This window comes from Shewanella sp. (genome assembly GCF_051658185.1).
Taxonomy (GTDB): Bacteria; Pseudomonadota; Gammaproteobacteria; order Enterobacterales; family Shewanellaceae; genus Shewanella.
The window spans coordinates 1-12,527 of record NZ_JBOFMC010000171.1 but is presented as its reverse complement, the minus strand read 5'-3'; the positions used below and the strand labels follow the sequence as shown (position 1 = coordinate 12,527).

Here is a 12,527-nt window from a genome sequence, read left to right as displayed (position 1 = left end):
TCCGTTACGGGTTATTTTGTTAAGGGCTTAATGCTTAATGCTGTGCTCTTAGGCCTTTGCAGGCGGTCTTTCAAGCTAGCAGCGTTAGCCTGCTTTGCGCTTCATTTGTTATTTTCCCTTCAGTGTTCCTATTCTGACGCAGTTAATCGATGTCAACTGGTGTTAATTGCGCGTTTAATATATCAAACATAAATGTAAATTATTATGCTTCAGTGGCTAGTGTTTCACTTTTCTAAGGTGTAGCATGGGTTAGCTGTTTAAAATAATGAACATTAGAATTCAAGGGATCATCATGTCTGCCATACCCCATGCTGGATCATATTATGCCGCATCGGCTAACGATAAAATTGAACGTGCGCGCTTAGAAGAATCGATAGCAGCCGATGTTTGTATCATTGGTGCGGGCTATACCGGGCTTTCCGCTGCGTTGCATTTATTAGAGTCTGGGATGAGTGTTGTGATCCTTGAGGCCGCTCGGATCGGCTGGGGTGCCTCTGGCCGTAATGGTGGGCAGATCGTCAATAGCTATAGCCGCGATATTGATGTTATTGAAAAAACCGTCGGCAAGGCTCAGGCAAAACTCTTTGGTCAAATGGCCTTTGAGGGCGGCAAAATTATTCGCGACCGTATCGCGAAATACCAGATCCAATGCGATCTCAAAGACGGTGGCGTGTTTGCGGCGATGAATGACAAGCAAATGGGGCATTTACGTCATCAAAAACAATTATGGGAAAGCCACGGTCACCTTAATCAGCTTGAGCTGCTCGACGCTCAGGGCATCCGTGCTGTAGTCAATACTGAGCGCTATGTCGGTGGGATGCTCGATAAAAGTGGCGGGCATATTCATCCTCTTAATTTAGCCTTAGGTGAGGCGCGGGCGGTTGAATCCCTTGGCGGCCGGATTTTTGAGGATTCTGCAGTGCTGCGGATTGAGGAAGGTGCAAGTCCTGTGGTCCATACCGCGAAGGGCTGCGTCAAGGCAAAATTTGTGGTGGTGGCGGGCAATGCTTATTTAGGCAAATTAATGCCAGAGTTGCAGGCCAAATCTATGCCCTGCGGCACCCAAGTGATCACCACTGAGCCTTTGGGGGAAACGGTGGCGGCGAGTTTATTGCCCCAAGACTACTGTGTTGAAGACTGTAATTATCTGCTTGATTACTTCCGGCTGTCCGCGGATAAGCGTTTGATTTATGGTGGCGGCGTGGTGTATGGCGCGAGGGATCCTGCGGATATTGAGTCCATTATCGTGCCCAATATGCTGAAAACCTTCCCGCAATTAAAAGGGGTGAAGATCGACTACGCCTGGACCGGCAATTTCCTCCTAACCTTATCGCGGTTGCCTCAGGTTGGGCGGATTGGTCACAATATCTACTATTCACAGGGGTGCAGTGGTCACGGCGTGACATACACCCATCTTGCGGGCAAGTTGTTGGCTGAAATGCTCAATGGTCAAGCGACACGCTTCGATGCCTTCGCGGCGCTACCTCATTATCCGTTCCCCGGTGGGCATGCATTGCGTGTGCCTTTTAGTGCGATTGGCGCTTGGTACTACACCCTCAGAGACAAATTAGGGGTGTAGGCGGTTTCTGTTTGGTTTATACGAGGCAGTTGGCTGCCTCCTTGCTGTGAGGGCGTCCTTGTGTTGTTAAAAGATCCAAGTTTGTTACGGCACCAATGTTATATCAACGGTGTTTGGTGTGATGCGCAGTCCCAAGAAACGGTCGCAATCACCAATCCTGCCACAGGGGCGGTGATTGGTCATGTGCCGGTGATGGGGCAACTCGAAACGGCTGCCGCGATAAAGGCGGCGGAGGCTGCGCTGCCAGCATGGCGCGCGCTAACGGCCAAAGAGCGTGGGGCTAAATTACGGCGCTGGTTTGAACTGTTAAATCTCCACAGTGACGACCTTGCTCTGTTAATGACCACCGAGCAGGGCAAGCCCTTCACTGAGGCAAAAGGGGAGGTGACTTATGCCGCCTCGTTTATTGAATGGTTTGCTGAAGAGGCAAAACGTGTCTACGGCGATACCATCCCAGGCCATCAAGGGGATAAACGTTTGCTGGTGATCAAACAGGGCGTGGGGGTCACTGCCGCGATAACCCCGTGGAATTTCCCTGCGGCGATGATCACCCGCAAGGCGGCTCCCGCGTTGGCGGCTGGCTGCACTATGGTGGTTAAGCCTGCGCCGCAAACCCCGTTTACCGCACTCGCCTTAGCTGAGCTTGCCGAGCGGGCGGGGATCCCGCCGGGGGTATTTAGCGTGATCACAGGGGATGCTATCGCCATTGGTAATGAAATGTGCAGTAACCCCGTGGTGCGCAAATTGTCCTTTACCGGCTCGACGCAAATCGGCATCAAACTCATGGCTCAATGCGCGCCGACCCTGAAAAAATTGTCTTTAGAATTAGGCGGCAATGCGCCATTTATTGTGTTTAACGATGCCAATATCGATGCCGCGGTTGAAGGGGCGATGATCGCGAAATACCGTAATGCGGGGCAAACCTGTGTCTGCGCCAATCGGATTTATGTGCAGGAGCAGGTTTATGATGAATTTGCTCAAAAACTTAGCGTAGCAGTGAGCAAGCTGAAGGTCGGGGAGGGCATCGCCGACGGTGTGACCACCGGGCCGCTCATCAACCCCGCCGCAGTGGCAAAAGTGCAAAGTCACCTTGATGATGCGTTGACTAAGGGGGCCCATGTGCTGGTGGGGGGCAAACCCCATGCGCTTGGCGGCAATTTTTTTGAGCCAACCGTGCTCGTCAATGTTGATAAGAGCATGCGGGTCGCTCGGGAAGAAACCTTTGGCCCGCTTGCGCCACTGTTTAAATTTAGCGATGTCGATGAGGTGATAAAGCAGGCCAATGATACTGAGTTTGGTTTGGCTGCCTATTTTTATGGCCGAGATATCTCACTGGTGTGGAAAGTTGCTGAGGCCTTGGAATACGGCATGGTTGGCGTCAATACGGGGTTGATTTCAACCGAGGTCGCGCCCTTTGGCGGCATCAAATCCTCTGGACTCGGGCGTGAAGGGTCGAAGTTTGGCATTGAAGAGTATCTTGAAATTAAATATATCTGCATGTCCGTTTAAGACGGCAGCTTTGGCGTGAGGAAGATGAAATGACACTAACGAATGAATCATTGATGGCTCGCCGCCAAGCGGCGGTCGCTCCGGGGGTCGGGCAAATTCACCCGATTTTTACTGCGCGCGCCGAGAATGCGACCGTCTGGGATGTGGAAGGCCGCGAGTTTATCGATTTTGCCGGGGGGATTGCTGTGCTCAATACTGGCCACTTGCACCCCAAGGTGAAGGCGGCGGTGGCGGCTCAGCTTGAGCATTTTTCCCACACTTGTTTTATGGTGCTCGGCTACGAGAGTTATATCCAAGTCTGCGAAAAGTTAAATCAACTGGTGCCCGGCGACTTTGCTAAAAAAACCGCATTATTTACCAGTGGCTCTGAGGCTGTCGAAAATGCGGTCAAAGTGGCGCGCGCCTATACCAAACGCGCTGGCGTCATCGCGTTTACCTCGGGCTATCATGGCCGCACAATGGCGGCATTGGCGCTCACCGGTAAGGTGGCGCCCTACAGTAAGGGCATGGGGTTGATGACGGCCAATGTGTTTCGCGCCGAGTTCCCCTGCGCGCTGCAGGGCGTATCGGATGATGATGCGATGGCCTCGATTGAACGTATCTTTAAAAATGATGCAGAGCCTTGTGATATCGCCGCCATTATTCTTGAGCCCGTTCAGGGCGAGGGCGGTTTTTATGCCGCTTCGCCTGCCTTTATGCAACGGTTACGTGCCTTGTGTGACCGCGAAGGTATCCTACTTATCGCCGATGAAGTGCAAACGGGCGCTGGCCGCACAGGCACTTTTTTTGCCATGGAGCACATGGGCGTGGCGGCGGATATCACCACCTTTGCGAAATCGATTGCGGGTGGCTTTCCGCTCTCAGGCATTACTGGTCGCGCCGAGGTGATGGATGCGATAGGGCCAGGTGGCCTAGGGGGCACCTATGGGGGGAATCCTTTAGCGTGCGCCGCAGCTCTTGCGGTATTAGAGGTGTTTGAAGAAGAGCAGCTATTAGCTCGGGCAAATGCGCTTGGACTGCGGATGAAAGCGGCATTGCAGAGGATGCAGACTGAGTACGCGCCGATTGTCGATGTGCGCGGCCTTGGCGCGATGATCGCCATTGAGCTGATGGAAGACGGCAAGCCCGCACCGCACTATTGCGCGCAAGTGTTGGCCGAAGCGCGCAGCCGCGGGCTCATCTTGTTATCTTGCGGTACTTACGGCAATGTGCTGCGTATTTTAGTGCCCTTAACGGCGCCGGACGCTCAAGTTGACGCTGGCCTTGAGATATTGCAAGCCAGTTTTGCTGCCGTGTTTAAACGTTAAGGTTTTTGCGGATAACAGCGGTTATCTTTTATCTCACCTTCTTTAATGCTCAGCATACTAAGCTGTCAGTCGCACATAAAAATGCCAGTCATCACTGACTGGCATTTTGTGTTTATCACCGAGGGTTTTATGTGCGAGCCTCTAGCCTCTCGTTTTTAGGCTGTTAGGCAACGGCGTTGCCATTGCTGTGGGCATGGTGGCTTTCGGTTAAGCGGCGCATTAAGGGTAATACTGCTAAGGCGATAAAGGTACACACTACGGCGGCAATGCCTAACTTATTGAATAGGCTGGTATACACCGGTAATGTTTGTAATGGGTCGACTAAATCTTGAGGCACACTGGCAAAGTTGGCCACCACACCGCCAAGGTACTGGGAGATCCCTGATGCCACAAAATAGGCGCCCATCATAAAGCCGCCCATGCGAGCAGGCACATAGCGGGCAATCATTGCCAACCCAAGGCCACTGACTAACAATTCTCCAAGGGAGTAGGCCGCGTAACCCCAGATCATGATCCACGACGAGGTTTTGCCATTGACCGCAAATTGACCGGCTAAGCCATAGATAAAAAAGCCTACGGCAACCACGGCAAACCCCAAGGCAAATTTAGCTGCAATGGAAAAATCCTTATTGTGGCGCCCTGCCCAGGAATAACTCCAGGCGAGCACAGGGCTTAGTACCATAATCCACAGCGGGTTTAATGCTTGGAATTGGGCAGGGGACCAAGTCCATAAATGGTTGCCAAAGACATAGAATTCCCAATCAACATTACGCAGGGCAAATAGCGCGAGGGAGGTGGACATTTGCTGATAGAAGATAAAAAAGAAGACCGTTTGCACGGTGAGGATCAGCGCCGCGATAAGTCCGGCACGTTCACTTGGCTCACTGGTGCGAATTAAGTGAAAGAAAATACCTAATACCGCAACACCCGCAGCATACACGAACACCCGAGCAACCGTTTCATATTCAAGAATAATGGCCGATGCCACGACTGAAAACGCTGCCAGAATGAGCACAATCGCAAGGCTCTTTTTGTTCACTGGGCGCGTATCTGGTTCAGAGCCATAATTGGCCAGACTCTTATACATTAAAGCATAGTTAGCTAAACCGACGAGTAAGCCCACACAGCAGACGGCAAACGCAGCGTGCCAACCAAATTCATGACCGTATTGAGCGTTAACATAATCCTTAATCCAAGGGGTTAACAGCATAGAGAAGGTCGAACCTACGTTTACCGCCATATAGTAGATGGTAAAAGCGCTATCGATTTTAGAGTCGTCGCCTTCGTAGATCTTACGGACTAAATTACCGGCATTAGGCTTAAATAAGCCGTTACCGACCACAATGACCCCAAGGGCAGAGAACATAAACCAAGTGTTTTCAGTCGGCACAGTCATCAAGGCATAACCGACCGATAAAATCCCCGCACCGAGCAACATCGTGCGTTTCGTGCCCAGAATTTTATCGCCAACCCAACCACCAATCGCAGGGGAGACATAAATCAGTGCCGCACAAGCACTCCACACTAGGTTGGCTCGGGAGTCATCAAAACCTAGACGCTGCACCATAAAGTACACGATCAGTGCTTGCATCCCGTAATAACCAAAACGTTCCCATAATTCGATAAGTGACACCGTCATAAACGAATGTGTTTTACTTACCTGAGTGCTACCCAGAGTCATATTGCTTGTTTCCATTATTGTTGTGTGGTGTTGCGTTGAAGGGCAAAAGTATAAGGCGATTATGCAGCTAAACCAATGGTGCATGGATAAAGAATAGACTTTGTTACAATTAAGTCCGCGGGATTCCGTTAACGTTAAGTCCTTTGCTTGCAGGCCAGCTTATAAAGAGAGTGTTTTTTGTGTTGTATTGCTCATTTTTTATTATCAAATCAACCTAATATATTGCTTCTGCTTAACAAATTGTTATCTTGGCATTGGCACGTGCTTGGGCGTTTTTTGGGGGATAGGATCCGTGGTTTGGCGCGATGATAAAGCGCACTGAAAACGCCAAAGTCAGTGCAGTAAGTGCAGTCAGTTGTAAAGCATAAATAGACTCAAATGATTTAGCATTTGAGCTTACGAGTGTTGGTCGTCGGTCGTCTCGGCGCTCGAATAAACCTCTGGTACTAAGGTGCTGGCGTGGTGAGTGACGCGAGTTGTTAGGGTCATGATGTTCGTCATATTAAGATGTTTTGGGGAATGAGATGAAGCAGTTATCTATTAGTACTAAGTTGTTGTGGATCACCTCCGCATTGTTTTTATCGATAGTGGCTATTTTATCCCTCAGTTTGTGGTCGACCCTCTCGCAGCAAAATGAGCAGATAGCGGCGCAGGTGCAAGAAACCTTGAACGGGGAAATTCGCGATAAACTTGAAGCCCGCGCCGGTGAATATGGCCAAATGGTGGCCAGTTTTATGAATGAATCTTACCGTGTTCCCTTTTCGTTAGCAGGGATCTTGGAAAGCTCGGCCGAGCAAAGCCCTTTAAAACGCGATGTGGTCGAACAGACCGTCGCGGCCGTATTAAAGAAAAACCAACAAATTTCAAGTATCTACTCACAATTTGAGGCCAATGGTTACGATAACCTCGATAGTGAATTTTTACATCAGCAGAACACTCATAGTGTTTTTTCATCAGGAGCCTTAGAGGTTTATTACATTCGCAATGATGACGGGAGTGTGTCGCATAGCCAAGTAGATGATTCTGCAGAAAAATATATTACATCGGTGAATGAGTTTGGGATCAGAGATGCTGAATGGTATCTGTGTGGCAAAGAAACCTTAAAACCCTGTTTAATGGAACCGTATCTCTATCAAGTCACTCCAGGGAATAGCGTGTTACTTACCTCATTAACCGTACCAGTGCTTAAGCACCAACAATTTATTGGTGTCGTGGGGATTGATGTCAATTTACCGATATTTCAAGTATTGATTGATAAGTTATCCAAGAGTCTTTACGACGGCCAAGCCAAGGTGACCTTGTTAAGCAGTCGTGGTTTAGTGGTCGCCGCTAGCCATTATGATAAAAAAGCGCGGCCATTATCAGAGTCCGTCAGTGCGTCGTTAGCCTCCACACTGATGTCGCTACATAAAAATGAACGTTACCTGCTCAATGATAACGAGATTATTGTTGCTTATCCCATTGATATTCCTCTAGCAAATACACAGTGGTCGCTGGTGATTCAAGTGCCACAAACACAGGCTTATGCCAGCGCTATTGCACTAAATCAGCAAATGGAAGAGAAGGTGAGCTCCCTCGGGACGAATATGATCGTTATCGGCCTGGCCGTGTCCTTGGTGGCGGTGATGATTATTAGTCTCGTGATCCGCAGCATTATTGCACCTTTGAAGATGATCCAAGGCCGGGTTGAGCATTTAGCCAGTGCCGAAGGCGACTTGACGCAATCGATAGAGGTAGAGACTCACGCCGAACTTATTGCCCTAGGAAAAGGCTTTAATTCGTTTATTTATAAGCTTAAAAATTTAATTTCTGAGCTAAAAACGCTTGCCAGTCGCTCGCAAGATGAAAGCCAATCATCTGCTCATATCGCCCAACTTACCCGTGATAGTGTGCATCGCCAGTATGGTGAAATTGAAAGTGTGGTCACTGCCGTCAATCAAATGAGTGCAACCGCGCTTGACGTAGCCAAAGCCTCTGAGCAAACGGCGGTGGAGACTGAAGCAATGTCACGCAATATTCATGAGAGTGAACAACGCCTGAGCAAAGCCATGGGCTATGTTGCGACCATGTCGAAAGAGTCGATTCAGGCCAAAGACGCGGTCAGTAAAGTCGCCGAAAGCAGTACTAACATCAGCCGGATCCTCGAGGTGATAAGTTCTATTGCCGCGCAAACTAACCTGCTGGCTCTCAATGCGGCCATTGAAGCGGCCAGAGCCGGGGAGCAAGGCCGGGGCTTTGCGGTGGTGGCTGATGAAGTGAGAGCCTTGGCGTCGAAAACCCAGAGTTCGACCGATGATATCAGCGTGCTGATTGATGCGCTGCAAAAAGAGGTCAGTAGCGCTTCAACGATTATTGATAAAGGGGCTGAACAGGCACAAATGGCGGCATCGCAAACCGAACATGCCTTGCAATCTTTAAATGCGATGGTCAGTCAAGTTGAAGAGATCTCCACGCAGATCACCCATATAGCAACCGCAGCTGAAGAGCAAAGTGCGGTGACTGAAGAGGTTAATCGTAATATCACTGGCATATCCGATTCGGCCGCGGAACTTGCCCGTTTGGCGGGGCAAGCCCAACAAAGCAGTGTGGTATTGGCTGATTTAGTCAAGCAGCAACATCAGCAACTTGCCAAGCTCAAAACCTAATGTGACACCTAGACTCAAAAACGAGGTTTAACAACGCACCTCAAATGTTAGGCTGAAAAACGAGGTTGAGTATATGTGTCGGCAAGTGGGTCACCAAACTTGCCGCTGCTCGTTGGCGGCTTGGTTGGACGTTGGGCGCGCATATTATTATCGCGATGAAGTTTGTGTAGCCCGAGTCAGGCCTTGAGCGCTAAGCCATTTGTGTGGCATCACTTACTTTGAATCGTCGTTATGTGACCCGTTTTAGTTAACCTCTTAGTTAACCAAGGCTCACCTTTGCAGACCGATGTCAGTGCGATTTGTTCCCTAGGTGCGCCTAATCGCGATAGCTGACGGTCAAGAGCTAAGATGATCTTGATGGTTAAGCTGGCATTAGATACAAAAAAGCCCATTGAAACAATGGGCTTTTTTGTTGAATTGGGTGGTGGCCCCTCACGGACTTGAACCGTGGACCTAACGATTATGAGTCGTGTGCTCTAACCAACTGAGCTAAGGGGCCGACTAAAGGTAATCGTCATTACCTAAAGCGGGTGGAAGTATACTAAGCTTGCTAGCGCTTGTCACCCGTGATTTGGTTTGAAATTCACGCTATTGATTCAATTGGTTATCTGTTAATCAATTCACTCAAGCCTCGGGTGCGTTGAGGCGTGGAATCCATTCGGTTGTGTTAGTCTGGGGGGCGCCAACACTGGATAGACAGGGGTTAACTCATTCTAGGGGATATTAATGCTAGGCGATATTAGCACTAGGGGATAATCGTTAGCTATTGGGGATATTAGCGACTAGGGTGTATCGCACTGTTCGGCTCGAGTCTCTTCAGGGTTCAGGTGCGAAATAACAAGCCCCGCACGGTGGCGGGGCTTGTGTGAGTGACGCGTTAACTATTGAATATTTGGTTATTCGTCTAAGAATGACTTTAAGATCTCAGAGCGCGAAGGGTGGCGCAGCTTGCGCAGTGCCTTAGCCTCAATCTGACGAATACGTTCACGGGTTACGTCAAATTGTTTGCCCACTTCTTCTAGCGTGTGGTCGGTATTCATATCGATACCAAAACGCATCCGCAGGACTTTGGCTTCACGGGCTGTTAGGCCTGCTAAGACCTCGTGGGTGGCGCTCTTTAAGCTTTCGCTGGTGGCGCTGTCCAGTGGTAATTCGAGGGTGGTATCCTCGATAAAATCCCCTAAATGCGAATCTTCATCATCACCGATTGGGGTTTCCATGGAGATCGGTTCTTTGGCGATTTTCAGTACTTTGCGGATCTTATCTTCCGGCATCATCATACGCTCTGCCAGTTCTTCAGGCGAAGGCTCGCGGCCCATTTCCTGTAGCATTTGGCGAGAGATACGGTTCAGCTTGTTGATGGTTTCGATCATGTGTACTGGAATACGGATCGTGCGGGCTTGGTCCGCGATAGAGCGGGTGATTGCCTGACGGATCCACCAAGTCGCATAGGTCGAGAACTTGTAACCACGGCGGTATTCAAACTTATCTACCGCTTTCATCAAGCCGATGTTACCTTCTTGGATTAAGTCCAAGAATTGCAGACCACGGTTGGTGTATTTCTTGGCGATAGAAATAACCAAACGTAAGTTTGCCTCAACCATTTCTTTTTTCGCGCGGCGAGCTTTGGCTTCACCAATGGACATGCGACGGTTGATGTCTTTAATCGCGGCAATGACTAAGCCGGTTTCTTCTTCGATGGCAGCCAGCTTGCTACGGCAACGGAGCACGTCTTCCTCAACCATTCTTAACCCTTCGGCATAAGGCTTGTTTGAGGCTTTTTCTGCATTAAACCAATCGAGGTTGGTTTCGTTGCCCGTAAAGAATTTAACAAAATTCTTTTTCGGCATTTTAGCTTGCTCAACGCACAGCTTCATCACCAAACGCTCTTGTACACGTACTCGATCCATCATCGAGCGCATGCTTTTGACTAAACGATCAAATTGTTTAGGAACGAGGCGGAATTCTTTGAAGATTTCCCCGATTTCAAACAGCGCTCGGATTGATTCTGGGTGTTCACGGCCCTTAGCTTCAATGATTTTCAGCGCACTTTCATAGGCGGTTCTTAACTGAGTAAAGCGCTCGCGTGCTTCTTCAGGATCCGGACCTTTGTTGTCATCGTCTTCATCATCGCCACCTTCTTCATCGTCTTCATCTTCATCGTCTTCATCGTCAAGATCTTCATCCGACAATTCAGAACCAATGTGGGTTGCAGTGGGAGCAACATCTTCTTCATCAGGGTTGACAAATCCAGAGATAATATCAGACAGGCGCAGTTCGTCGGCTTCGTACTGGTCGAATTGTTCAAGGATCATGGCGATCGCTTGTGGGTATTCGGCCACTGAACTTTGAACGGTATTGATGCCTTCTTCGATGCGTTTGGCGATGACAATTTCGCCTTCACGGGTCAGAAGCTCGACGGTACCCATTTCACGCATATACATACGTACGGGATCGGTGGTGCGGCCAAGCTCACTTTCTACTGTGGCTAGGGCTGCGGCAGCTTCTTCTGCTGCATCTTCGTCAGTGTTGTCTTCCGACATCATCATGTCATCGGCATCGGGAGCCTCTTCGAATACCCGAATACCCATGTCATTTATCATCTGGATAATATCTTCGATCTGGTCGGAATCGACCATGTCTGCAGGTAAGTGATCGTTCACTTCTGCATAGGTTAAGTAACCTTGCTCTTTACCTTTGGCAAGCAACAGCTTGAGTTGCGACTGCGGAGTATGATCCATAGATATCATCCAAGTTGGGAAACTGTTACAACGACGGACAGTTAACGTAAAGCTAAGTGCCGCACAAATCGTCAATTATAGCCGGGTGCACATATCTGTGCTAGTCACAGGGATGCTGAATGAGGACATTTTTGTCTCAGTTCAGTCCTTTCATGACCGAGATCAGCTTCTGTAGCTGCATCTTTTCTTCTTTAGTATGAGTCTGTTTGAGACTCAACTCCTGGTATCGTTGTTCAATATATTGATTGTTCAACCAAACGAGGGTTTGTTTAAATTTTTCAGCCAGGTTTTCATCTGCGACTTGATGGTCCCACTGAGCCAATTTATTGAGTGTCGCGCTGTGGGGACTCTCTCTAAATTGTTCGAGTAGCTGCGCACTGTTTAACCTTTGCTCGCGTGTTAGATTGAGCAGCAGTGGCAGCAAGTCGATGCCTGGCATCTGCAAATGGTTTAATGCCGGTTGTGGGGGTAAGCCCATACCCAGCTCGGGATGCTGTACTAGCAGTGCGACGGCGAGTCGCAAGGGAGTACCGCGTCCTTTGAGTCCGGCTGTTGCTGTGGGTTTAGGTTGTTTGACCGTAAAACCCAGTTTTTTCTTCATATCGTCTGAGCTGTTCATGCCTAACTTGTGAGCTAAGTTCTCAAGTAGGAGGTTTTGCAACACAGTATCTTGAATTTTTTCAATTAGGCCAAAGGCTTGTTTGGCTAGATTACCTTTATCGGTACCAAATTTAGTCGCTAATGTGTCAAACAAAAATTCGGGCAGGGTGATGGCACTGTCCATCAGTTGCTCGAATGCCTCTTTACCAATTTTCCGAACCATTGAATCGGGATCTTCAGCTTGAGGCAAAAACATAAAACGTACCCGATCGCCAGGCTTTAATAATGGCAATGCGGTTTCTAAAGCCCGCCACGCGGCTTCAGTCCCGGCACGGTCACCGTCATAACAGCAAATCACTTCTTTGGCACTGCGCAGCAATAACTGGAATTGTTCTGCGGTGGTAGAGGTGCCGAGCGATGCCACTGCGTAGTCCACGCCATATTGAGCCAGAGCAACAACATCCA

General features: G+C 49.3%; 7 protein-coding genes and 1 tRNA gene. 4 read left to right on the top strand and 4 right to left on the bottom strand.

The annotated features are described in order from the left end of the window. The first annotated feature begins 292 nt into the window (after positions 1–292). The 3 genes from ACRCZA_RS07020 to gabT are packed head-to-tail and all read left to right on the top strand — an operon-like array spanning position 293 to position 4,395. On the top strand, positions 293–1,579 hold the full coding sequence (locus tag ACRCZA_RS07020; protein WP_438673740.1) for an NAD(P)/FAD-dependent oxidoreductase: 1,287 nt from the start codon (positions 293–295) through the stop codon (positions 1,577–1,579). Between the two features lie 60 nt (positions 1,580–1,639). Then, positions 1,640–3,088, top strand: a complete 1,449-nt coding sequence (gabD, locus tag ACRCZA_RS07015; protein WP_438673739.1) for an NADP-dependent succinate-semialdehyde dehydrogenase — start codon at positions 1,640–1,642, stop codon at positions 3,086–3,088. A gap of 29 nt (positions 3,089–3,117) precedes the next feature. Beyond that, on the top strand, positions 3,118–4,395 hold the full coding sequence (gene gabT / locus ACRCZA_RS07010) for a 4-aminobutyrate--2-oxoglutarate transaminase (protein ID WP_438673738.1): 1,278 nt from the start codon (positions 3,118–3,120) through the stop codon (positions 4,393–4,395). A gap of 163 nt (positions 4,396–4,558) precedes the next feature. On the opposite strand, the gene ACRCZA_RS07005 is transcribed toward gabT, so the two are convergent. Continuing rightward, positions 4,559–6,076: a peptide MFS transporter gene (locus ACRCZA_RS07005; RefSeq protein ID WP_438673737.1), complete on the bottom strand. Its 1,518-nt coding sequence runs from the start codon at positions 6,074–6,076 to the stop codon at positions 4,559–4,561. A gap of 524 nt (positions 6,077–6,600) precedes the next feature. Between ACRCZA_RS07005 and ACRCZA_RS07000 the strand changes: the two genes are divergently transcribed. Continuing rightward, positions 6,601–8,721 carry a methyl-accepting chemotaxis protein gene (locus tag ACRCZA_RS07000; RefSeq protein WP_438673736.1) on the top strand — a complete coding sequence of 707 codons (2,121 nt, stop codon included), beginning with the start codon at positions 6,601–6,603 and terminating at the stop codon, positions 8,719–8,721. Positions 8,722–9,143: 422 nt separating this feature from the next. Here the strand turns inward: ACRCZA_RS07000 and ACRCZA_RS06995 are convergent. The 3 genes from ACRCZA_RS06995 to ACRCZA_RS06985 all read right to left on the bottom strand — a co-directional run. Beyond that, a tRNA-Ile gene (locus ACRCZA_RS06995) sits at positions 9,144–9,220 on the bottom strand. 397 nt (positions 9,221–9,617) lie between these two features. Next, positions 9,618–11,462: an RNA polymerase sigma factor RpoD gene (rpoD, locus tag ACRCZA_RS06990; RefSeq protein WP_438673735.1), complete on the bottom strand. Its 1,845-nt coding sequence runs from the start codon at positions 11,460–11,462 to the stop codon at positions 9,618–9,620. A 136-nt stretch (positions 11,463–11,598) separates the two neighbouring features. After that, positions 11,599–12,527: toprim domain-containing protein (locus ACRCZA_RS06985; RefSeq protein ID WP_438673734.1), on the bottom strand; the 929-nt coding region annotated here is incomplete at its 5' end.